Raw genomic sequence first — 23,344 nt, 5'->3', positions numbered from 1 at the left:
GATATGTTATCTCAACACACCATTGCTGTCGTTAAAAGTACCATTCCGTTACTCACTAGTGCCGGTCCGGCCCTAACCGATCACTTCTATAAAAGAATGTTTCGCGATAATCCTGAACTTAAGGATGTGTTTAATCTCAGCAACCAAGAAAACGGTCGTCAGCCTGCTGCTTTATTCGATGCCGTGGCCGCCTACGCAACGCATATTGATAACCTTGCCGTACTTGGCAGTGCGGTCGAACGCATCGCGCAAAAACACACAGGTTTTCTGATCCAACCCGAGCAATATCAGATCGTCGGCCATCACTTATTGGAAACCCTAAAAGAATTAGGCGGCGATGCCGTTACCCCGGAGATTATCCAAGCCTGGGGGGAAGCCTATGGTTTCTTGGCACAAATATTTATTGATAGGGAACAAACACTTTATCAACAAGCCGCGAGCCAAGTCGGCGGTTGGCAAGGTACGCGCGCCTTTACCATCAGTGCCAAAATTCCAGAATCCGATGTGATTACCTCGTTTGAACTCACCCCCGTCGATGGCTTAGCTGTGCCCACTTTTGCCGCCGGCCAATATTTAAGTGTTAAGCTAACTCACCCAAGCCTGGCCAATAGTGAAATTCGTCAATATTCATTATCTGATGCCAGTAACAGCACGCATTTTCGGATTAGCGTGAAGCGCGAGCCAGAGGGCAAGGTGTCTAACCTCTTGCATGATGCCTTCCAAATGGGTGATGTGATTGATGTTATCCCGCCAGCGGGTGACTTTATGCTCAAGGCCGCACCGACACAACCTTTGGTGCTAATCTCTGCCGGCGTGGGCTTAACGCCTATGATGGCGATGCTCAATCAGCGCTTAGCTAATAGTGCTCAAACCACCCTGTGGTTGCATGCGTGTGACCATAGCCAAGTTCATGCCTTTAGTGACGACATTAAGGCGAAGCAAGCCCAGCACCCTGAGCTCACCAGCTATGTGTGGTATCGCCAACCTCTGCCAAATGACACCTTAGGCGAGCATTTTGACTTTAGCGGCTTGATGCATTTAGAGGTGATTGCACAGCAGTTACCTCTCAATGGAGAATATTACTTTTGCGGCCCAGTGCCCTTTATGCAAATGGTCGCTCAGCAGCTTAAATCGTTAGGTATTGCAGAAAGCCAGCTCCACTATGAGGTCTTTGGCCCCCATCAGAGCTTGTGATCCATCGCTGCCGATCCCCCCAGAGTCATCGGTGGGTATCGGCGTTGTACTCGCGGAATAACTGCTGATATGGTGGCTATCTTGACAAGACTATCCGGGGCCAATCCATGTCATCATTGATCGTTCAGTTAGGGGCGCCCAATGCGCCTGATGGACGTTTATCAGCCATCGCTCAATCTCGTTGTGAACTCAGCTGGCATTGTTGGCAACAAGATTGCCGCCAAACACTGGTATGTACCGGTGGCTTTGGAGAACATTTCAACCAATCGCCGCGACCTCATGGCGAGTGGGTGAAGGCAGCATTGATGGCCAAAGGGATCCCCGCTGATCAATTTTTACCTTGTATTCTCAGTCGTTTTACCTTTGAAGATGCCAGCTTATGCGTCAATGCGCTGCAAACCTTGTCCATCGACACCTTAACGATAGTCACCTCTGACTTTCACCTCCCTCGGGTGCGGCTGATTTTTGATGCGTTACTGCTCCATCGTCCGCCCCCCTTGTTCCACGCCAGTCAGTTAGTCTATATGGCAGCGCCGACGCCACTCCCTCCGGCAGACATCAGCCAGCTAATCGCCCATGAACAAGCGGTCATGGCGCGTGAACAACAAAATATTAGCGACTATCGGATGGCGAAAAAGTGGGCCCCTCAGCAGCAAGCCTAACCTGTGCGGCCGCAATCGAATCATCAGGTTTACGCGACGCCATGGCCCTTGGCCGCTGTCCAAATTCGGTACCACTGCTCTCGAGTTAACGTCAGCGTTTGTGAGGTCACCGCCTGTTTGACTCGAGCAATTTTACCGCTTCCCAATATGCAATGCGGCTTGACGGGCAACGCCCGTATCCAGGCATAAATCACCTGCTCAGGCGTTTGCGCACCAATCTCGGTGGCGATAGTCATTAGCATAGTCGTTAAGCCTTGATGCTCAGCTATCGGCTGACATACACGCCCTCCCGCCAAACACGACCAAGCCATAGGCCGAATCGCCAATTGTTGCAATAAATCTAAGCTGCCATCTTCAAGAACCTTTAAATTGAGCGGGTTAATTTCCAGCTGATTGGTTACCAAAGGGACCGACAGGCGCGATTGCAATAACTGCATTTGGCTGGGACTAAAATTAGAGACACCAAATTGTTTGACCTTACCCTGCTGGTGTAACTGCGCAAAAGCATCCGCCACTTCATCGGCATTCATCAGCAAATCGGGGCGATGAATGAGCAGTAAATCAATCTCATCAATCCCCATCTGGGTCAGTGATGTATCGACACTCAGCACAATATGCAGGGCACTGCTATCGTAATGGTTAATGGTATGGCAACGACTATCGCAAGTTAATTTGATGCCACATTTGGTCACTATCTGTAATTGTTGGCGCAGACTCGGCGATAGCGCTAACGCCTCGCCAAACAGGCGCTCACTTTGATAGCGACCATAGATATCGGCATGATCGACGGTGGTAACACCAAGTTCAATATGTTGTTCAATAAAGGCCAAGCACTGCTGAATTGTCATCCCCCATTCAGCCAAACGCCAATAGCCCTGTACAAATTCCGACATCCCGCCATCAGGCCTTGTGCCAACATCCTTACGCATGGATTATCCCTCATCAAACGCTGTGATTACACTTAGTGAACCCTACACTCTAAAGGAATTAATCATCAATACAAATCCGCACATCCGCGCTGCCCGGTTAACGTAGGCATAAAAAAGGGAGCTGATATTGTCAGCTCCCTACGAGTCAGCCCGAACCACAGGGCTTGTTGCTATGAGTTAACTAGAGGGCTGCCGCGCTCTGTTGATGTTGCTCAGTTTTATCGAACAACAATTTAAATGTCATGATGGCAATCACTAATGCCTTAATGATCATCATTTGGGTATTGCCATAATAGGCCGCCATACCGACAAAACCAGAAAGCAGCATCAGTAAACGGTAATTTTTGAGGGTCGTCATATACAGGGCCAGCAAAATAATGCCTAAATCGACAAATTGCATAGCAACCGCCAAGGTCGGCGAAGCAATAAAAGCCGTAATAGCAACATAAGATATATAACTAATGCCCATGACCATTAATCCACCTAAACCGATAATGACGGTTTTAGACGCATTAGTAAAATCTTTAGCGTAACGATAGGTATTGAGTGACGCGACCGATAAGTTAAGGATCACCTTAGGCCACCAGCCCATTAAAAATGCCCATAAGGTATCATTTGCCGCCGAGCCAAAGGCAGCAAATCGAGTTAATTTCATGGTATTAAAGATGGTAATTAATATATAAAAGGCGACAGAAGTCCAACCGAGAATTTCGGTGATCATTTCCAGGGTCATGTAAAAGTCTCTTGCTGATTATGGTGAATATAACATTCACTTGGTTTTTATCTTTATTAGCGAGGAGTTAATGGCATATTGCTATCAGAATGTATCGAACATGTTTCACTATTTAACTTTCACATCGCAACACATTCCTTCGCGCTAAATTGATAATAAAGCGATATCGACTGAAATATCAACTATTGTTACTCATTGAATTTCCCACTGATTAATATCCAACCAATAGACCATTGCCCAGCGTGAATATTTAATAGCGTCCGATATATTCAAGGCATATTAACCTTAGGGATCTTGGGACTTTTTAGTTGTTATCGCTTATTAGATCACCATCACTATTGTTATACTCAAACATTATTGACCGACAAATGACACACGCATGACGATTACATTGACCACGAATCTTGGCGACATTGCCATTGAACTGAATATGGAAACCACTCCCGTTACCTCAAAAAACTTTTTACGCTATTGCGAGGAAGGCTTCTATGAGGGCACGATTTTTCATCGAGTCATTCAGGGCTTTATGATCCAAGGTGGCGGCATGACCCGTGAATTTGATGAAAAACCAACCCGAGCTGCTATCGTCAATGAAGCGAATCGTGGTTTGAAAAATGTCATTGGCTCAATCGCGATGGCTAGGACAGATGCGCCCCATTCAGCGACTGCGCAATTTTTTATCAATTTAGCCAATAATGATTTTTTAGATCATACCGCCACAACAAATAATGGCTGGGGCTATGCGGTATTTGGTCGAGTCAGTGCGGGGATGGAGGTAGTCAATGCCATTGCTAGGGTAAAAACAACCTCATTATTTGGTCATGACGACGTCCCCCGCGACGACATTGTGATTGAGAAAGTCACCATCAGCTAATTGGGGGGTATCTTGCCAAGGCACAAGGCGTTGGCAAACATAGCTTGCTTGCATGAGGTTAACCTAAGGCGGTTGGTCAAGCCAAAATCCCCGTGGTTTCATCCCCCGAAGCCCTCGCCCCACGGCGTTGCTTCTGGGTCAGAAGCCGCCATAGGCCATCGAAAGTCACTGCATTTTTATGAATAACGCCATCACGGCTGGCGTTAACCTAACCCGATAATCGCGGCCTCTTAAACAACATGACTAAGTGTCATTAATAGTGTTGACGAACCATGATTTCCCCCACGCCAACCTTTACAGTTAATTCACCTTGGCCTTGCTGATGAACGGCATAAGACTGACTGACTAAGCTCCGGTTCGTCTCCAGCGCATGGCCTTGACTAAAAATGGTGACTTCACCCACCCCCGCATCTAAGTCGATATCTTGATAATGATGTTGATGACTGATGCCGACGTTGCCAACCCCTAAATCAACCCTGAGATCACCTTCAATCCCAGTCACTAATACTTCTCCCACCCCGAAGTCAATCTCAACCGCCGCCTCTTTAGGGAGATAAACCAGCCAATGCTGGTTGATATCGTCTTGTTCGTTCAAGGATAAAGCCAAGCGGTGAGCGCTTTGGCTCGGCGCTAATGCCAAATACTCAAGGTCCACGTCTCCCCAAGAGAACCAACCGGTTTCAGCCGCTTTAACCTCGACTTCTACCCGAATTATCGGCTCATCTGTGGTCATCACCTTGACACTCCCGACACCAATATCCAGTAGTACTTCTTGGCCTTGGAATGGATAACTCGCTTGTAACGTGCGACTGGCCTCGGCATTAGCTGCCGCACTAGTCATGATCAATAAGGTGGCCATGGCGGCCATTCGTAGAATGTTAGATACATAGGTCATTTAGGCTTCCTCGATTGCTATTCAATTATGGCTTAAGCTCACAACGTTGGAACTTAAAATGCAATTGTCATACCAAGAAAAATAACCTTTAGAAACAATGGTTAAGTAGTGGTAGATTTATAGCTTATCGCCCATGTTAGTCAAAAGCACTAGAAGTTGCGCAGAAGTTGCACCGCTTTTTTGCCATCCTCTTCAACAGGGATCAAGACCGAACGTTGGTGAAAATGCAACGACATGCTCCATGCCGTCATAAGACAAGATCCAACCGCTTACGCCCAGCTTTCGCTACCGATTTATTCAAACGTCTTGGCCGCAATCGCCCAAAAAATTACCCACCAATAAACTAAAAATAAACACAAACACCTATAAATCAATGATCTAAATAAATATTTATACCATATGATCTTTTGGGTACTTTCGTTTTTTGATCGTATCCCCTCCAGTTTTTACATTGCCATCCTGAAGTAACAACGGCGATAACGCGATGGGAGTGTCCCGGTCTCTGACGTTGTTTAATCTGACGGTTTATTATTATTTTGGTTCGGCCGTTTTCGGCCATTGTATTAAAGGTATGCTATGTTCCGACATGTGCTTTTAGTAAGCGCACTCAGTACGTTATTAATTGGTTGCGGGGATTCTGGCTCTCCCCCTAACCCAGATGATAATGGCGGGCCGACAAAACCCATACTAAAAGAGAGGTATCCTGAGGGTATCGATTTAGTCAGCCTTATGAACAAGATCTGCAATCTCAGGTCAAACAAATGATCCAACCGGCAGGTGATTGGTATGACATCAGCGCCACAGCAAATCAATTCCATGCCATAGAAAACGATCTCATGGTGACTGCCTGTGATTATGATGTAGTCGGGCTGTGCTTCGTATCGCAAGCTAGCACTGAGCTGGGAGATTCTTAGTTGTCGCCACATACGGTAGCGCCTCTCGATTCACCACATTAATGCGGTGCAACAACAACTCGACAACAGCCAGGGTACTGTGGTCATCGCCAATGTTTGGTCGTGAGTTAACCGCCACTTTCGCCTTATCTGCTGATTGCACTGACGTTGGATACAGCAACTAGGGGGCTGGCTTTACTCGCTCGGGCTAATGCAGCCACGTGGGATTCAGTTGCTAGCCCTTTTGCGGATAGGTGATGAGTCACTTTGTCGCGTCTAATTCAGGTGTGAATTTTTTAAAAATCGATCTTAACGTGCTGATCCTATTAGTCAGAACATTTTTCGAAATGTGACGGCTGTGCCAAACACGCTGGACGATCTCCTAGGCAATCGGGGTGCCTACTTGCTGCAATACCACTTCTAATAATTCCAAAGTGCGAGGTTCTAACTCGATAGCTTGGCCGTCTTTACTGAATTGCCGATTCTGAGGGTCATAGGTCATCTCGCCAATCAAAATCATGCATTGTTCAAGTTTTGCTTGGGCTAATACATTTGACATCATTGGGTAGCCTAATCTCTTAAGCGGGCATCACCTGCCAATTAATAACAGGGCTGGCCACCACCGACCGCTTCACTCGTCTAGATTTCACCTCGGCGCAATGAGGCGTTGTTGCGATTTCTTTTTCCTCAACCTAGTCGTCAGGCTTGACACCATCCTGCAAACAAACTGATCTTACCAGTGTATTAAGTTGACACCTTAACCCACCGCGGAAATGGCATATAGACGCTAACGAGAAAATGGACGACACGCGTAAGCCATGGCTTATGCAAGATGGTGAGAGCAATAATAACGTGCGAAGAAGGAGGCAATAACTATGAAGACAATAACTAACACTCAAACTGCCGCAGTAACATACGAGATATGGCAGTCGATGCTATGACCAATTTACTGTCAGAATGTCATCAAACATTCTGACATCTGAGGACGTTTACTGGCTCGAATTTGACACAAACACATCCTCCAATGACAAGCCAGTGAGATCATGGATTGTGCGCCACACATAAGAGAAAATACCCATCATCATCAGCATGGATGGCAGTGCAATCATTGGATAACTATATAGTGTCAGTTGTCCTAATTGTTCATTAAATTCAACTGTACCTGCCGGGCTCGTGACTAGCCATTTAGCCAAGATATAATTCATCGTGGCAGAGAAAGCAAAGGAGCAAGCGACTAAATAAGTCGCTTTTAACAGCCGACGTTCAAACGCCGCCATACTGTTACGCTGCTGCAATTGTTGATTAATTTTATCGATATCCATCACCGCGGGGTTAAACAGTAACGCTTTCACTAACGGCGACGAGGTAAAGGTTGAACCTAACACCACTAGGCCTATCACCCCAGGAATTGCGGCTTCTTTAATGGCAAGCCATTTGGTATCAAGCTCCAGTAAACCAATCCCGCCTGTCAATAACACATTCACCAAGCCTAACAGGGCGATAAAGTTGAATTTTCGATATTTTATTAGCTCAAAAATCCCCCAACCCAGGGGAAAACTCAGCGCTAGAATTAAACCACCGCTGGCGCCTAAGTGATCATCACCACTTAATTTCATAAGAATCAGCGCAGGGATGGCGATACTGACCAAAAGGTCGATCAGCGGACGAGGTTTATGTGTGGTCGTGCTATTCATGTTGTATTGTTCCAATGTGACTATCCATACTACGTTTGATTGGATTTGGCGCCTGGTTCTGCTACTAGGATTTATCCTATCTATTGATGATTTTAGTCGGTAATGCCTAGCGAGATAACCAAGGATGCGGGGGAGATTGTAAACGATTATAACCTTAAGATGCAGACTCAGCCTCGATATTGCCGAGCAAGATTATCAACTCCGCCCCATCCGACGGTGATCAACGACAGGTGTCATGATGTCTAAACTGTGGCTTGATAACGGATCGGGCACAAAACTATCCACTCCTTGTCATTGACATTTTTCCATGGTTATTCGTCATGCCGCTAAATATCAGAGGGTGAAATTTAATAGGTCTCAAGCCGTTATTTTAGCTTTTGTTGCAATTTTATGCCTCCAGCATAACGCTTAATGGCTCTCAAGCGTTATGCTTTGATGGTTAACTGATTAAAGACAATAAGTTACTACAATAAGATCGACAAAGACCCAGCGACTACCAGAAATCGCTACACAACGTTACAATTGCGCAACAATCCACCGTTGAAGGTTAACCATGAAATTTGCTGCCGTATTATTCCCTTTGATATCGTTAGTTGTCGCTTGCTCTCCCACAGATAATCCTCCCCCCATAACGTTCACCCCTCAAGTCGGTGATACCGCCAATTATTGGGTTCAGATTAAAACCAATTTTGATGTCGATGGTAACCAAGCTCAGCTATCTGCCATTAATTTGCTGAACTATGTCGTCGAAAAATCCTCAAGCAAGACTCTGGAATTTTCCGTTGTTCCGCGATACATGGATCTTGATGGCAAAGGGATATATTTTTCGAGTATTCGCCCAGCCACCCGCCGGCTACCGATGCGAGATGTTGTGGTTGAAGGTTTTGAATTGACGGTAGACGCTAGCCGCAAAGATCCAGTGACCCTCACCAGCAAAGATGCTCAAGGCTGGCAAAATATTGCGGCAAAGGGCGGGCAACAATTTCTAGCTATGATGACACAAAGCATCAATATTCCAGGATTTATCGAGACGATCCCAGCCCAAGTAGGTGCTAACATTCCTCTAGCTCAAATTGGTGAACACTCAGTCGAGATGGTCGTCGATCGCGTCACTCCCACGCTTGTGATCCTCACTATCACTGGCCACAATCAACAAAGCAAGCTCTTTGGTAAGGTCAGCATCAATCGCAACCAGGGTTGGATAGAGCAGCTGGTGTTAATCTCAGAGGCGCCAATGGAAGTGGGCAGAAGCATGGCCACAGCTCACACGCTTCATCGCTTGGTTAAAGCGAATACACTTGGCAACGTCCCCTTTATCAATCCAAACTCACGCATCCCCACGCGCATAGACTGGGCTGATCTCCCTAGGGTTCCCACTGACATGGATCAGCTTATTTCCCCCACAAAAGAACAAGTGTTTAAATTCAATCAGGGACAATTTTTTGAAGGGGAAAACAAGTTATTCACGTCATTATTGTTAACTGACGACGATGTGCAACTCGATGGCAAACTGGTATTTACCGACATTAACGCCAGCTCATCGCAAATCCCCACGCTTGATATTACATTAGCCCCCACTAGAGATTCTTGGACGCAACCAGAAATGGATGGTCTGGTGACGGAGCAACAACTTGTCCCCCTAGGATTTTTAAACCAAGGTGATATCGATGAGATTGATCATATCACCGCGACTGCCAACTATTATCCTTCCAAGACCAACAGTTTGACCTTGGAGTGGCAAACCAACCAAACAATGCAACATCAACAGGGTGATACCAACTTAACCATCACACCTGTTGCAGGGACTGAGAATGAATATTTAGTGAGCTATCGCGGTAACAGTACGGACTTTTTACTGCCCTATGTGGGTAATGTTGAAGGCCAGTTCGCTTATGTACCGACCGATATTGGCCCAGACTGGTTGACGACACTGGATAAATATTTGCTGTCGTTATATCAAACTACCCTCAGACTCAAAGTGACAAACTCGCCGAAAAACGTCACCGTTTACATCCAGAGCACTGCCCCTGAGTCAACATTCAGCCACCCGGTCGAATGGGTAAAATATTAATGGCACTTGCCCCCGTCATGGGGGCAAAATTAACCATCAAACTTGCTGGCGATCTGATGGTCGTCCCCAGTCAATGACACACGGGCACCGGCTACTTCTTGCGGAGTCAATGCGCGCCATTGACTCGGCGCTAGTGCAGGATCGAGCACAAGCGCGCCGATTTGTGAACGATGCAATGCTAAGACTTGATTACGGAAATGGCCAAACATACGCTTAATTTGATGATACTTACCTTCACGCAAGATCACTTCCACCTGATGACCACTGTGAATAATCAGTTGTGCAGGTAAGGTGGTGATGTCTTCAAAATTAAAATACATACCGGCCTGAAACGCGCGTTGATATTCCACCGTGACGGGGTGCTTTAAGGTCACTTGATAGCGCTTCGCCACATGAGCATTGGGCGTCATCAGCGCTTCTGACCAGCGACTATCATTCGTCAACAAGATCATCCCCGATGTATTCAAATCAAGTCGGCCGACAATGTGTAAACCATCCCGTAAGGCTGCCGGTAATAACTCCAGCACGGTTTGATGCTCATCATCGATGGTAGCACTCACCACCCCCACAGGTTTATTGAGCATATAGTAACGCGGGCAGTCACCACTGATTTTTTGCCCCTGACAGGCCACATGCATAAACTCATCGACTTGAAAATCCATGTCAGTGACGATAGTGCCATCAACACTGACTTGGTGAGTTAACAGCAATAAGCGCACCTGTTTACGCGGTAATTGAAAATGTTTGGCCAATAACCTATCTAAGCGTCCACGTTTACATTGCATCGTTAGTTATCTCACGAATGTGATAGGCGCAGCGACGAGCGCCCTCGAGAATATGCTCTCCCCGCTCAACCGCGACCTGCGGCCCTAACAAGTGTTGAAATAGCGCCAGCTCCGAGCGACAAAACTGCTGACAACGGCGCGCGGCGGCGCAAATTGGACAGTGGTTCTCTAACAGCAAATAGCCTTGCTCATGGTGCTGTAACTCGGCCATATACCCTTCGCGGTTTCTCAGTGCCACTAGGCAGGTAAGGCGTTCCGCCAAGGTCTTGGCCGATGCTAATGCCTGTTGATATTGCTTGGCCGTTTGTTGCTCACGATGACTGATTAATTGCTCAAGACCTTGCTCACCAAAGACAACATCGATGGAATCAAGCATTTGCACCGTCAGCACTTGGTGGCTATCAGGAAAATGTCCCTGACTATTGGCGGTCAATTGCCATAAACGCCGTGGACGCCCGCGGCCACTAGCCTCATCAATATAATCCACCAAGCCATCACGGGTTAATTGTTGCAAGTGCTGGCGCGCCCCCATACTCGTTAGTTGCAAACTATCGGCGAGCTGCTGCGCGGTCATCGCCCCTTTGGTTTTTAATAAACTCAGAATTTTATCTGTGGTTTTCATCACTACCGTTGATCTTCCCGTGACTGTTAGCGCGAGTATAACAGATTAAATAAACTATTTTATTTACTTAAGCTGTACATTATTTAGTAAAGCATCTACTTTATTTATTGTGGGCAACTTACTCTGCATCACCAAAGGAGACAGACAATGAACCTCAACCACATCACTCTCCACGTAACCAATATTGTGCAGACGAAGGCATTTTATCTGCGGCTTGGTTGCCGAGAAATTGTCGATACCCCGCATTATGTCAGGCTGTTAGCCCCCAGTGGTCACGCCAGTTTATCGCTCTCATTAACGGAACAAGGGTCATGTTTTCGCAGTCATCTGTATTTTGAAACAGATTGCTTAGCCGACGATGTCGCCCGCCTCCAAGCGGTGGGCATTGAGTTTACCACTGGCATTGAACACCAACCTTGGTTATGGCAAGAGGCCAGTTTGTTTGATGGTGAGGGCAATAAAATTACCTTATTTAATCCACACACTGACGCAGGAGATATGCGCCTTAATCCCCCATGGAAAGTCGCAACTGCTTAACATTGAGTAAAATTCAACGGAGGTTTTATGCAGTTAGAACACTTAAATTTAGTCGTCCAGGATATTGACCGTGCGCTTAATTTTTACCGCGCCGCCTTTCCCCATTGGCACGTCCGCGGTGGTGGGGGTGGCGACTGGTATGGCAAGCCTAGGCGCTGGGTTCATTTTGGTGACGATCGTCATTACTTGTGCTTTAACGATGATGGCGAAGGCATTAACCGTGATCTTCAGGGGCATCAAACGGGGTTAGCGCATTTTGCTTATGTCACCGATAATCTTGATGCCGTGATTGCTCGCCTAGCCGCGGCGGGATTTACTCCTGATAAAGATGGCAATCCTACAGAGTACCGCCGTAATTGTTATTTCCTCGATCCTGACGGTTTTGAGGTCGAGTTTGTTCAATATCTCGCCGACGAGCCCGCCTTGAGAAATGATTATGAGTGAATCATTAGCATGACGGCAGAGATTAACAGTGAATTAAGCTGAAATCGGCTACACTGAGCCATTGATTACTGGTGTAACTTTAGATGCTATGAGCACAGAACAACATTTTGAGTCCAGCTTTACGCTCGACCGCCACTATTATCTTGCCTGTTATGACGAGACCGCCCAGCCCTTAATAGGGATTAAGCCTTATGCTAAAGCCGCGCTGTTATGTATCGCAGGCCTAGGGTTAGCCGCGGCCAATGTGCCGGCTTACTTGAGTTATTTTATTATTGGCTTGGGGGTGATTGAAGGCTTAAGTGTTCGCTTTAATCGCAGTTGGTGGTTGTGGCGCCAATTGCTGTCAAAAGCGGCCAATAATACGGTCAGTGTCACGGTCAATGAACGCGGGATCCGCACCCACTCACAGTTCGTTAATCAGCAGTGGACTTGGCAGCAGATAGTCGCCATTGAAGAAAAGCCGTTAGGCTTTGTGTTGCAATTAGATAAGGGACGTCAATATTTGTTAAAACAGCCACTATCGACTGATTGCCAAGCATTTATTCGTCAACAAGCTTGCTTAGCTTAACGGCAAAAGAAACGCCGATGCAATCAATTGCATCGGCGTTAAGGCCACTGGTGAAGCGTTTATTTACCTAGGACCAAATGCTTTAGCTGATTAAGCGGCTTTCTTCTCACCGATAGGCAAAATAGTACGGCCATATTCAGCGTTTAATACTTGTGCCATTGCAAAGTAAATGGCACTTGCGCCAGTGAAGATACCTTCGATACCAGCGATGGTGCCAATTAACTGGCTACCAGTGAAATCACGGGCGGCTAACAAGAAGAATAAAATGGTCAATGAACCAAATACTACTTGCTTAGCACGTGGGTAACGCAAAGAACCCACAAACATAAAGGCAGTAAACACGCCCCATAATAATAAATACCAGCCCATGAAATTAGCAGGGCTTGCCGCCACACCCATCATCGGCATCACGATTAAACCCACTAAGGTTAACCAGAATAAACCGTAGGAGGTAAAGGCGGTGGTGCCAAAGGTGTCGCCACGTTTAAAGCACATCATACCTACTAATACTTGGCCGATACCGCCGTAGAAAATACCCATAGCTAAAATCATAGAATCGATTGGGAAGAATCCCGCGTTATGGATATTCAGTAAAATGGTAGTCATACCAAAACCCATCAATCCAAGTGGCGCTGGGTTAGCCAGTTTAGTAGACATGTTAATCCTCAGATGAAAACGGCCGATGAATTATCGCCCGTGTTAACAATTAAATTGGGTGTTCACTGCCGCTCGATATTGTCGAAGTTTGCAGCATCTCCCTGTGGGAGGGGGCGCATCATAGGTAAAGGCCTGCACTAAATCAATGATTGCTAATCCAGCATTTACTCCAAGCTTAATTTTTAATTAAATCCTTTATAATCATACGCATACGAGAGATCAACAAACGAGCAGCAGCCGCTATCCATAAAAAAACCTTAAGAATCATATCCTTATGACCCACAGAATTGGTAGCGCGACCCGCATCACGCAACATGCCGCGCGCGTGACACAAATCACCTTAAGGCGGCTTATTCCTGCAACTGCGACACCGCTGAATGACAATTAACCACCATAGATGCGACCTGGCGCACAAAAATGCAATATCTGCGCCCAAGACCGCATATCTGACCAATAGCCATCTGAATCTTAGATTAATACGACGAGGGCATTTATTTACTTCAGCCAAACACGTCGCCCTGAGTTAGCGGGTCACTGGAGCTAAGCCTGTTACTAAAAGGGCACCTCAAACCAACAACAACTGGATCAATTTGTATCATTGACTTAAAGGATACTGTCTTAAACATTTGTTAATGATAATATTAATTTACCCTCCCCTCGTGAAATCGGATCAATGATAAGAGTCATCACTGGATTACTATTACTGATCTACAGTCATATCACTTGGGGCCAAGAGTCGATATGCGACAATCAATTCGACTGCATCAGCACTGGCCAATGGTCATTCTCGGTCGCGGTGGGCTATGGTGAAAAATCCAACCCGTTAAGCCAACAGCAAGCTATCCCTATCTATGTGATCCCAAGTCTCGCTTACTATGGTGAATCCTTCTTTTTTGATAATGGCTTATTTGGCTATTCAATCGCTGAAAACCGCGATTTCGCCCTCAATATGATCGCAACCTATAGCGGCGATCGCGGCTATTTTTATCGATGGGATCCAAGCAATATTTTTGTGAGTGGCGCGTCGAGACAAGTCAATGATGAGCATCCAGGTCATGGGTATAGCCTCTACCCCGAGGCGAGCTCAGCAGCATTCAACGGTCGCAATTTTACTTATATAGCCGGGATTGAAGCTTGGTATTTCAATGCAGTGGCCGACATTAGTGTCAGTCTCGGTCATGATGTCTTTGCAGTACACAACGGCATGGAAGCACAAATAACCATCAGCCGCCGATTTGATTGGAAGCCATTGTCGTTAGAACTCAATGCCACGGCCCATTGGCAAGATAGTGACGTGATCAGTTATTACTATCAACCTCGTCCCGAGGAGCTAGGATATGGCACCCCTTATCAAGCCAGTTCAGGTTGGAGTCCGCAAGTATCAGCCACCTTAACTTATGCACTTAATGACCACTGGCAACTGCTGGGATTAGCTCGGTTTCGTCAATTGGCGGACAGTATCACCGCAAGCCCCTTAGTATCGAGCAGTGACAGTCATAGCCTGTTTATGGGAGTTGCCTATCAATGGTAGGTTGCCAATACTCGCGCGCTGGGTCGACTCATGGATAACCCCCTAAGCTCTATTTTGCTGAGTTCGGCGCTTACCCTCTTGAGCCCGATCGCATTTGCTGATAACGGCGAACAAAACCACTTGCAGCTAACCCCGAGTGTCTGCATTATTGATGCCACAACGAGTCACTGTCGTATTCGAGTTCAATTTCACTGGCAAACGGACGCTAAAAAGACCATTTGTATCGAGAGCCGTGAAGGATCCTTTGAGCCTTGGTGTAACCAAGATCCATCCATCCGCTCGCACACAATAGAAATACATGCACATACAGATATGCATTTTTTACTAGTGGACAAACTCACTCAACATAGACTTGCCGATGCTACATTTACCGTGACCCATCCTAACCAAACGTCAGAGCGTCGACGCTACCGAAACCCTTGGAGTTTATTTTAATGACAACGCCTCAATCGCCTTTTCGAGTGCTTTTGGTTGAAGATGATATTCGCTTGGCCAATTTGATTTCAGATTATTTAAAATCGCAAGGCATGCATGTTGAAGTTGAACGACGCGGCGACACGGTCCTGACGCGTTTAATCAGTTACAAACCCGATATCATTCTGTTAGATATCATGCTGCCGGGATTAGATGGCTTATCCTTATGTGAAAAATTGCCCGATTATTTCCATGGCCCAATTTTATTAATGAGCGCGCTCGGAACGCCTGAGGATCAAATCAAAGGACTCGAACTTGGCGCCGATGATTATGTCGTCAAACCGGTTGATCCCGCCCTATTGGTAGCCCGCATCAATAATTTGTTGCGCCGCCGAGCGAAACCGAGTCATCAGCATGAATCCCATTGTCTTAACTTTGGTAAACTCAGTATCGATCCTCATACACAGGCCATCTTATTGAGTGATCATGCGGTCGATTTAACCAGCCACGAATTTGAATTACTGTGGTTATTGGCATCCAATGCGGGCCAAGTATTGAGCCGACAATTTATTTATCAGTACCTACTCAATATCGATTTTGACGGCAAAGACAGAAAAATCGACGTCCGCATTTCTCGCTTACGTAAAAAACTAGGCGATAATATTGAAACCCCGTTCCGCATAAAAACCGTGTGGGGACAAGGGTATTTGTTTGCCCCTGAAGCTTGGAATAATTAAGGACTACTGTGAAGCGTTTGTTTATCAGCCTGTACCTACTGCTTAGCCTCAGCATCCTCGGTATAGGCTGGACTTTAGAAGAAGTCTGGCACAGTTCTTTTGGCCAACAACAAGCCAATCAACCTTCGCTACTCTTGCTGGCCGACTTGCTCGAGCACATGCCAGCAGAGCAGCGCCAATGGTATATCAAGCAAATAGGTCAAGATCCTAATCACCCTCTGGCCCTGTTATCCCACCAACAAATATCCTTACAAACTAGCCAAGCACTAAAGCCCAACCAAGTACTTAGCACGATTAACGAACAGCAACAGCGCTACTTATTTATACCGGTGGCAGAGCATGTCTTGATGCTAGGGCCAATTGCTGCAGCCCCTCTGGCAGGCTGGGAAAGCACCTTTACCTTAGGTTTCTATCTGTTATTGGCCTTAGTGATCTTGTTGTGGATCCGGCCATTATCACGAGATTTACGCCAACTCGAACTGGCTGCGAATGACTTCGCCAAAGCCAAATGGCATACCCGCGTCAACTTACCCACCAGCTCCCAGGTGTTATCACTTGGGGTCGCATTCAATAAAATGGGCAAGCAAATCGGTAACTTAATAGACAATCAGCAACACCTCTCCAATGCCGTTTCTCATGAATTACGCACACCGTTAGCCCGACTTAAGTTTGCTTTGGCATTGTTGCCAAGTTATTGCGACAACCACAAAACTCCTGACCAACGCAGCCAATTTATCGCAGATATGCAATTGGATATTGCCGAGATGGATGACTTACTAACGGAATTATTAAGTTATGCCCGCTTAGAGTCAGCAGAACAGAATGTCGACAGGCAACAATGTGATTTATCATCATTAATTCGCCAAACTATCGACAAAGTACAAGCGCTATGCCCAACCCCCATCCAAGCCATCGGCACAGATAAACCCTGCTGGGTAATGGTTGAACCTAGCCTCATTGAACGGGCGCTACAAAACTTGCTGACCAATGCCATCCGTTATCATCAACAGCAGCTGCGAGTGGTACTGGTATGTCATCAATACAGTTGGCAAATTGATATTGAAAATGATGGGCCCGCCATTAACGAGCAAGATCAACAGCGGATTTTTGAGCCCTTTTATCGCTCAACGTCAAATCATGAGCATGATCATGGCTTCGGCTTAGGCTTAGCGATCATTTGTCGTATTATGAGTCGCCATCAAGGGGATATAAAACTGTGCAGCAATCCGAGCTTAACCCGTTTCAGTCTAGTGGCTCCTCGTGAGCAACATGCCCCTGATACCCAGTAAACTCATGGTAATGCACAAGCGCTACTTAGCTAACTAGGCGCTGGAACCATCTGTGGCCGGATCGGTATTTGGTTCGTCAAAATCAAATGCTTGATTCACTTCGTTGATATTAATTTGTTGTTGCGATCGTTGAGCTTGGATCAACGCATAACGACGGCGAGCCCCTCGTTGCCGACACAATCGCAGCACTTCTTGTTTTTGACTGTCACTGAATTTCTGCCAATTAAAGCGCTCATCGCGGCTACGAAAGCAACCTAAACAATAGCCGCCTTTATCTGTTGTGCAGATACCTTTACACGGACTTTGTAGTTCAAAAAAAAGCAGCTGTTCCATTGCATTCCTATCAATGACTTTACAAATATATCCGCGGTTGATATTCCACAGATATTCGCGACTTTGGTGCATTTAAGGTATAACATCTTAATCACATTTGCGCGAACCTGCGTCACACCAGCCAAGGAGAAACTATGCTCAGTTCCATGCGTCATATAGCGATGTGTGTTTTGATGTTATTGTTAGTATCGGCGTGTTCTACCAAGCCTGCCAATACCGATTACGATGTTAATTACAATTTTGCTACCTTAAAAAACTTTAGTATCTTGCCTCCCCCGAGCGATGCTGATCTTTTAGTTGCCACGCGTATTAACGATCAAGTCGTCAAAACCCTGATCCTCAAAGGCTACCAAGATAATCCGCGCACTCCCGACTTCTTTGCAGGTGTCGAGCTATCAAGTAACACTAAAGCCAGTGATTCAGGGGTTTCTATTGGGCTTGGCACCGGTGGCTGGGGCAGTCACGGCGGGGTCAGTGTTGGCTCAAGCGTCGGTATTCCTCTGGGCAAGGAGACCACTGAACAAGTGATCCGAATTAATATTTTCGATCCCAGTAAACGCCTTATTTGGCGAGGTATTGATAGCTTTAAAGTATCTGACTCAGTCGAAAAAAATGTCAGCGCCAGCCAGGATGTGATCTCAAATATTCTTGCACGTTTTCCACCGGATGGCGTGATTGAATAACTCATAAGGGTGATGCCCAAGGCCGCTTGTACACAGGCCAAGTCAGTTAAGGAGGATATTCGCAATGAATATCCTCCTCATTTATCAGCGCAGCTCACAATGCGTTTTCCCTTGCGTTGGTTGAATACGCCACTATTGCCACCTATCGATACGTCTCATGTCGTTGGCAAATGTCGACGAAAAGGCTCTCATTTTTGCTTTCAACAACGACGCCCTCCCCTGCTCACTTCTGGTGTAAATAAGATCAGCTGAGCCCACGTATTTACTCCATTGAGTGATAAAAATTTCAGCAGCCTCCTTTTTGACCGCCATGATTGTCGGCACCGCGTGGTAGTCTTTACGGCCAAGTCCCATAAAATCCCCCTCCCGTACGACTATGTACCTAGGATTATCAATCGGGCCTAAGACTTCGGCGACGTTATCGGCAAACAGCGAAGATTCGAAAAAGGTTCCGCCGGTTAACGCCATACTCAAACTACCATCAAGCGCTTCTGAAGTTTTGACATCTAATAATCGCAACGGGGTCGTCAGTTTATCGGTGTGAGCGAGCGACTCTAACACCGCTCGTCCAATCTGTTTTAATGAACCATCAACCGGCAAATGCAGGAGTGTGACACGAACTGCCTTGATGGTTTTTGCGAGGTTTTTGACAAAAACATAACCTAAGCCGCCAGCCAAACACCACAGCCCTATTTTCAATGATTGCGGGGTCGTCAATAGCGATGCGCTAGCCAACAGCACGCTGAACGTACCAAGCAACAGTTCTTGAGTTAAATACTTGAAGGTGTTTTTTAGATGGAAAATTTTGAAACTTTTGAGTTTCGTCACCTCCACCGAAGGCAGGGTTCTTGCGCTTTTATCGACGATGAGTGCCGCTTGCCATTGGCTTGCAAGCGAATCAATGGCCTTAAATCTCGCCAGCATCTGCTTGTTATTTGCATACACCGCATATTTCATGGACTGATTACTTTTTAAGTAAAACGCCAGTTTAGTGTCGAGTCTCTCAAACCCACTTTCAATCGCGTTACCCTGCTGGGCTAAACCGACAAAAGTTAAGAATCGCTTTTTAAGATTGAAAAAGTCAGACAGACCAAAATGACTTTCTCTATCTATCGCCACCAAATGCCAAATACTGCTAGCCTTTTGTGGGTGATGTTTATCAATCCTTATTGCCCGACCTCGCATCTGATTGGTCAGCATGAACGATCCCACCGCGCTTGCAAGGATCAAAGAATTAACCACTGGCGCATCCCAGCCTTCCCCAAGCAAAGAGCGCGTACCGACCAAGGTTTTTAGCTGGCCTTGGCAAAGTAATGTGGTGATGACGACGGTTAGTTGATTGAGCGGCCCTCTTATTTCTAGGTAACCGGGCAACTGCGCTATCGGTAAAAAACTCAGCGTGCTAGCTAGGTCTTGCTGCTCAATTAAACCCCGCTTACTTTCATGAATAATCGACAGTCGGCCAGTTAACATCGCGATGTCGTGATTTACCTGTGACTCCTGCACTAACTTTTCGAAAACCGGCCAGCTACCTAAATTGATCTCACCGATGTTGCTTGCAGACGATCTGGCTTCATCACGGATATAGTCGGTTAATATGACCTGACGTAAACCTTGTCGCCTTTTCTTTAACTCCAACCGATGAATATCGAGGCAACCTTTTATCTTAGCAACGCTTAGCGATAATGATCTTTCAAACCGCCGCGAATGCTCTAGCATTAACTCTCGTTTGTAGAGCAATTCAGAGGCTCTCAACTGCTTTTTAAGTTGTTCAACAAACAAGTCCTGCGACTTGCTCAAAGCATAGGAATTGGAAAATAACACGCCTTCTATTAATTTTTGCAACCAGTATCGACTTAAGCTTGGGATCTCAGCATGTGTTAAATCGAGAAAGCTTAACGATGCCGAAGGCATGGCCATGTTTTTATGTTTGAGTAGCGATAAAATAGAGATTAATAGGTGGGGATGACTGACTATTTCTCGAGCATATTGTTGGGGATTATTTAACCATTGATGCTGCCGGCAAATATCCAAAAAAATATCATTCGCCAGCACGTTGGCGCACATCTGTTTAACGCGGCCATCAAATTCATGGATTTTAACCTTCTCATCGGCAGTAACATCAACCGCCCACACATAATCTTGATGGGCACATAATGTCGAAGCCTTAACTAACTCAGGCACCGAAATTTCTTCGTCAATTGGCCCACATAGTTGCTCGTACTTACTCCACTCATGTCCCTGTGCGTCATATGGCGGAGTTGCCGTTAATGAGACCAACACCATATCAGGTATCGCCTCACAGACACTGGTTAACGCTTTCCACCACTCTTGTCTTAAGTGGTGCGCCTCATCCAAAATTAACACCTTAATTGCAGCGGCTTGAAGATGAGTGATAAAGGCGGCTAATTCTAGTGCATTAGGACAACTGGTTTCCGTTTCGTCTTCGCGATCATCGGCCAAGTCGTCAATATGTTTCATTTTGGCATGCAGCGCTTGATAAGTAATGGAAGTAAATGCCTTAGGCGTATCTAAATGTTGACTTGTCCATGCTAATTGAAAAGGGTCGTTGCATTGAGTGAAGTCTCTAAGCCTATCTATCCATTGATCCCGAATTACGCGGGTAGGAGATAGTATCAGGGCCTTAGATTTAAGCCGCTTAAACACCTCTATCCCTAAGGTTGTTTTTCCCGCACCAGGCGCGGCGACCACATGTAATTTGCTATCATCAAGATGTTCATCAACCGCATCTAGTACCCGTTGTTGATAGGGTCGCCAAGGATATTTAAAATTTAATTGATTGAAATCCATCTGAAATACGCCGCCTCATTGTCACTGTATTTTTACGCGGTAATCATGACTTACCGATGTTGCCATTATTCGTTAATGTGTTCCCGCTAAATTGTCAGTCTCATCATTGGGCCGCGCGGAAACTGAACATGTGACGGCGAGCTTGCCAGGCGATGCAGTACTGATGAGGGCACTAGCCTAAGATGAATAATCGATATTAGCTAGAGCAGCTTGATAGGCAAGGTCGACGGCCAAGACCCATACTGCGACCTAAAGCCCGCTAATAACAATTAAAATAAAGAGGGTGCAATGAATAGTCATGACACCCTCCACATTCACGCATTAACCGACAGGGATCAGTGCCCTTCTGAAAACAAGTAATTCAACCAACTTTGCATTCTCAGTAGCACCTTACGCATCACCGCCACGTGAGTAAAATGCTCGGTGTAAATAGCCGCTTGCCCCGATACTCCGGCAGGGAAGTTGGCACTGATGGCGTTATCCTCAACCTGGATCACCACGATAGTGCGCCCCGGTACAAATATGCGATTGCTTCCAATTAAGGTGCCATTGGCTTGCACTTCACCTTCAGCCATGGCTGGTAATATTTTAGCGACCCGCCCTTTGAAAATTTGCCCAGGTGCGGCATCTAAAATCACTTCGGCTTCGTCACCCACATTTAAGCGTAACAATGAATTTTGCCAAAAAGCACCCGCAAAATATTTATCCTCATTCGGGATAAAACTCATCACGGGCCTAAGCGGCATCGGCACTGCCATCATGCCAGGGCGCAGTGCGAGTTGAGTCACCATGCCATCACTCGGGGCGCGCACCCAAGTTTGATCAAATTCGAATTGAGCTTGATCTACCTGAGCCTGAGCCGAAACGACCAAGGTATTAACCCCATCGATCGTCGACTCATAAGCCATTTTAGTGCGTTGCTCGTCGGCTTTGGCCGCATTAAGCTGAGCTTCTGAGGCTAAATATAATTGGCGACGATTATCTAACTCAAGTTCAGTGAAAGGCGAATTGGCGCCGCCTTGCTTACGACCTTTTTCATAACGCTGAAAAGCCGATAAATTACGGTCTCGATCGGCTGCCATCCGCTCAACCATGGCACTGGCGGCTTGCCAACTGGCCTCAAGCTGCAGCACTTGTTGCTTAGCCGTGGCGAGCTCGGCTTGGCGTAATTGCAGTTTAGCTTGGTAAGGGGTCGGATCGATCCTAAACAACACCGAGCCTTCTTTGACCTGCTGATTCGGTAAGACATTAACCTCAACCACCACCCCGCGCACAGCAGGGATGATAGGAACAGAGACGTAAAACTCGCGTGCTGCTTTAGTGTAGGGGTGGTTATAGTTCATCAATAACACTAAGGTTCCGACCAATACGACCCCGCCTAACACCGCGGTTGGCACAGTCCATTTATTGAGTGGAATTTTAAAGAGTTTAAAGATGGCGATACAGAAAGCGGCATAGGTAAGAATTAGCAATAAGTCCATTTAAACATCCATAGCTTTTGGCGCAGTGATAGGGGCGACAGCTTGGGCGCCTAACGCTTGCTGGGTTTCTAATAATGCCAAGCGACTATTCATCTCACCGAGATTGGCTTGCAGCAATTTCACTTGCGACTCCAGCGCTTCTTCACGTTTTTCTAGATTAAAGCCCCAGCCACGGTCTTCGCGATATAAGGTGGCCCAGATCCATAAAAATGGCCAAATAGCATGTAAGGTAAATAAACTGACCCAGCCCGCAATGTGTAACGCGTCTTGTTGCGGGTGATTGCGCTTTTTAGCAATCTCATAGGGAATATCGTGAATGACGATAATGCCGTAAAACAACACTAAGACGACAAAAATCAATACCCCTAACGCAAAGTAGTCCAAAAACATAACCTCTCCCTGTTATAGAACAATCTGACAACATTATTCACAACATAACCCGCAATTGCGAGCACTTATTTCTCGCAACTCTGCGTTTTTATCAGCGAACGGCTAAGTGATCTCGGC

At 46.3% G+C, this 23,344-nt stretch carries 25 protein-coding genes; 13 read left to right on the top strand and 12 right to left on the bottom strand.

The genetic code is table 11. The features are described from left to right. Nucleotides 1-3: 3 nt before the first annotated feature. Entirely contained in the window at nt 4-1,194 is a 1,191-nt protein-coding gene (gene hmpA, locus KU855_RS02085) for an NO-inducible flavohemoprotein (protein ID WP_218528697.1), read from the top strand. 107 nt (nt 1,195-1,301) lie between these two features. Beyond that, nucleotides 1,302-1,856, top strand: coding sequence for a YdcF family protein (locus tag KU855_RS02080; RefSeq protein ID WP_218528696.1), 555 nt, complete (start codon nt 1,302-1,304; stop codon nt 1,854-1,856). Nucleotides 1,857-1,885: 29 nt separating this feature from the next. On the opposite strand, the gene KU855_RS02075 is transcribed toward KU855_RS02080, so the two are convergent. Both KU855_RS02075 and KU855_RS02070 read right to left on the bottom strand, forming a co-directional pair. Then, entirely contained in the window at nt 1,886-2,785 is a 900-nt protein-coding gene (locus KU855_RS02075; RefSeq protein ID WP_256260833.1) for an aldo/keto reductase family oxidoreductase, read from the bottom strand. A 181-nt stretch (nt 2,786-2,966) separates the two neighbouring features. Further along, nucleotides 2,967-3,518, bottom strand: coding sequence for a phosphopyruvate hydratase (locus KU855_RS02070; RefSeq protein WP_218528695.1), 552 nt, complete (start codon nt 3,516-3,518; stop codon nt 2,967-2,969). A gap of 379 nt (nt 3,519-3,897) precedes the next feature. On the opposite strand from KU855_RS02070, the gene KU855_RS02065 reads away from it, so the two are divergent. Further along, nucleotides 3,898-4,392, top strand: coding sequence for a peptidylprolyl isomerase (locus KU855_RS02065; protein ID WP_218528694.1), 495 nt, complete (start codon nt 3,898-3,900; stop codon nt 4,390-4,392). A gap of 253 nt (nt 4,393-4,645) precedes the next feature. On the opposite strand, the gene KU855_RS02060 is transcribed toward KU855_RS02065, so the two are convergent. Further along, complete coding sequence (locus tag KU855_RS02060) at nt 4,646-5,287, bottom strand: hypothetical protein (RefSeq protein WP_218528693.1); 642 nt, start codon at nt 5,285-5,287, stop codon at nt 4,646-4,648. Between the two features lie 761 nt (nt 5,288-6,048). On the opposite strand from KU855_RS02060, the gene KU855_RS02055 reads away from it, so the two are divergent. After that, entirely contained in the window at nt 6,049-6,201 is a 153-nt protein-coding gene (locus KU855_RS02055; RefSeq protein ID WP_218528692.1) for a hypothetical protein, read from the top strand. A gap of 361 nt (nt 6,202-6,562) precedes the next feature. On the opposite strand, the gene KU855_RS02050 is transcribed toward KU855_RS02055, so the two are convergent. Both KU855_RS02050 and KU855_RS02045 read right to left on the bottom strand, forming a co-directional pair. Next, complete coding sequence (locus KU855_RS02050; protein ID WP_218528691.1) at nt 6,563-6,742, bottom strand: hypothetical protein; 180 nt, start codon at nt 6,740-6,742, stop codon at nt 6,563-6,565. A 427-nt stretch (nt 6,743-7,169) separates the two neighbouring features. Continuing rightward, nucleotides 7,170-7,874 carry a VC0807 family protein gene (locus KU855_RS02045; RefSeq protein ID WP_218528690.1) on the bottom strand — a complete coding sequence of 235 codons (705 nt, stop codon included), beginning with the start codon at nt 7,872-7,874 and terminating at the stop codon, nt 7,170-7,172. Between the two features lie 553 nt (nt 7,875-8,427). Here KU855_RS02045 and KU855_RS02040 point away from each other — a divergent pair. Continuing rightward, nucleotides 8,428-9,945: a hypothetical protein gene (locus KU855_RS02040; protein WP_218528689.1), complete on the top strand. Its 1,518-nt coding sequence runs from the start codon at nt 8,428-8,430 to the stop codon at nt 9,943-9,945. 29 nt (nt 9,946-9,974) lie between these two features. On the opposite strand, the gene KU855_RS02035 is transcribed toward KU855_RS02040, so the two are convergent. Both KU855_RS02035 and KU855_RS02030 read right to left on the bottom strand, forming a co-directional pair. Then, nucleotides 9,975-10,730: a pseudouridine synthase gene (locus KU855_RS02035; protein ID WP_218528688.1), complete on the bottom strand. Its 756-nt coding sequence runs from the start codon at nt 10,728-10,730 to the stop codon at nt 9,975-9,977. Next, complete coding sequence (locus KU855_RS02030) at nt 10,720-11,352, bottom strand: metalloregulator ArsR/SmtB family transcription factor (protein ID WP_218528687.1); 633 nt, start codon at nt 11,350-11,352, stop codon at nt 10,720-10,722. Before KU855_RS02030 ends, KU855_RS02035 begins: the two co-directional genes overlap by 11 nt. A 147-nt stretch (nt 11,353-11,499) precedes the next feature. Here KU855_RS02030 and KU855_RS02025 point away from each other — a divergent pair, with 147 nt between their 5' ends. The 3 genes from KU855_RS02025 (at nt 11,500) to KU855_RS02015 (ending at nt 12,901) form a co-directional block, all read left to right on the top strand. Further along, nucleotides 11,500-11,889, top strand: a complete 390-nt coding sequence (locus KU855_RS02025) for a VOC family protein (protein WP_218528686.1) — start codon at nt 11,500-11,502, stop codon at nt 11,887-11,889. Between the two features lie 27 nt (nt 11,890-11,916). Then, a complete protein-coding gene (locus KU855_RS02020) occupies nt 11,917-12,333 on the top strand; it encodes a VOC family protein (RefSeq protein ID WP_218528685.1) in 417 nt (138 codons plus the stop codon). Nucleotides 12,334-12,421: 88 nt separating this feature from the next. Then, the gene (locus tag KU855_RS02015) at nt 12,422-12,901 is read left to right on the top strand and encodes a YcxB family protein (protein WP_218528684.1); all 480 of its coding nucleotides are present in this window, start codon (nt 12,422-12,424) and stop codon (nt 12,899-12,901) included. 90 nt (nt 12,902-12,991) lie between these two features. Here KU855_RS02015 and KU855_RS02010 read toward each other — a convergent pair whose 3' ends face one another. Continuing rightward, nucleotides 12,992-13,558, bottom strand: coding sequence for an acetate uptake transporter (locus KU855_RS02010; RefSeq protein ID WP_218528683.1), 567 nt, complete (start codon nt 13,556-13,558; stop codon nt 12,992-12,994). A 673-nt stretch (nt 13,559-14,231) separates the two neighbouring features. Between KU855_RS02010 and KU855_RS02005 the strand changes: the two genes are divergently transcribed. Genes KU855_RS02005 through KU855_RS01990 form a run of 4 tightly spaced genes read left to right on the top strand, consistent with a single transcriptional unit; the run spans nt 14,232 to nt 17,529 of the window. Continuing rightward, nucleotides 14,232-15,089: a MipA/OmpV family protein gene (locus tag KU855_RS02005; protein WP_218528682.1), complete on the top strand. Its 858-nt coding sequence runs from the start codon at nt 14,232-14,234 to the stop codon at nt 15,087-15,089. 30 nt (nt 15,090-15,119) lie between these two features. Continuing rightward, nucleotides 15,120-15,524, top strand: a complete 405-nt coding sequence (locus tag KU855_RS02000; protein WP_218528681.1) for a DUF3019 domain-containing protein — start codon at nt 15,120-15,122, stop codon at nt 15,522-15,524. Then, nucleotides 15,524-16,240: a winged helix-turn-helix domain-containing protein gene (locus KU855_RS01995; protein WP_218528680.1), complete on the top strand. Its 717-nt coding sequence runs from the start codon at nt 15,524-15,526 to the stop codon at nt 16,238-16,240. Before KU855_RS02000 ends, KU855_RS01995 begins: the two co-directional genes overlap by 1 nt. Before the next feature lie 8 nt (nt 16,241-16,248). Beyond that, on the top strand, nt 16,249-17,529 hold the full coding sequence (locus tag KU855_RS01990; RefSeq protein WP_218528679.1) for an ATP-binding protein: 1,281 nt from the start codon (nt 16,249-16,251) through the stop codon (nt 17,527-17,529). A gap of 33 nt (nt 17,530-17,562) precedes the next feature. Here the strand turns inward: KU855_RS01990 and KU855_RS01985 are convergent, their stop codons facing one another. Next, complete coding sequence (locus KU855_RS01985; RefSeq protein WP_218528678.1) at nt 17,563-17,862, bottom strand: DUF1289 domain-containing protein; 300 nt, start codon at nt 17,860-17,862, stop codon at nt 17,563-17,565. Between the two features lie 134 nt (nt 17,863-17,996). Between KU855_RS01985 and KU855_RS01980 the strand changes: the two genes are divergently transcribed. Beyond that, nucleotides 17,997-18,545 carry a DUF4136 domain-containing protein gene (locus KU855_RS01980; RefSeq protein ID WP_218528677.1) on the top strand — a complete coding sequence of 183 codons (549 nt, stop codon included), beginning with the start codon at nt 17,997-17,999 and terminating at the stop codon, nt 18,543-18,545. Nucleotides 18,546-18,677: 132 nt separating this feature from the next. Here the strand turns inward: KU855_RS01980 and KU855_RS01975 are convergent, their stop codons facing one another. From KU855_RS01975 to KU855_RS01965, 3 genes are all read right to left on the bottom strand, one after another. Beyond that, a complete protein-coding gene (locus KU855_RS01975) occupies nt 18,678-21,356 on the bottom strand; it encodes a DEAD/DEAH box helicase family protein (RefSeq protein WP_218528676.1) in 2,679 nt (892 codons plus the stop codon). A 335-nt stretch (nt 21,357-21,691) separates the two neighbouring features. Then, complete coding sequence (locus KU855_RS01970; RefSeq protein WP_218528675.1) at nt 21,692-22,837, bottom strand: HlyD family secretion protein; 1,146 nt, start codon at nt 22,835-22,837, stop codon at nt 21,692-21,694. Continuing rightward, a complete protein-coding gene (locus KU855_RS01965; protein ID WP_218528674.1) occupies nt 22,838-23,227 on the bottom strand; it encodes a DUF3302 domain-containing protein in 390 nt (129 codons plus the stop codon). Nucleotides 23,228-23,344: the final 117 nt, after the last annotated feature.

The sequence above is a fragment of the Shewanella sp. NIFS-20-20 genome, from assembly GCF_019209865.1.
Classification (GTDB): Bacteria; Pseudomonadota; Gammaproteobacteria; order Enterobacterales; family Shewanellaceae; genus Shewanella.
The sequence above is the reverse complement of the archived record's forward strand: the minus strand, read 5'-3'. Positions and strand labels throughout refer to the sequence as shown.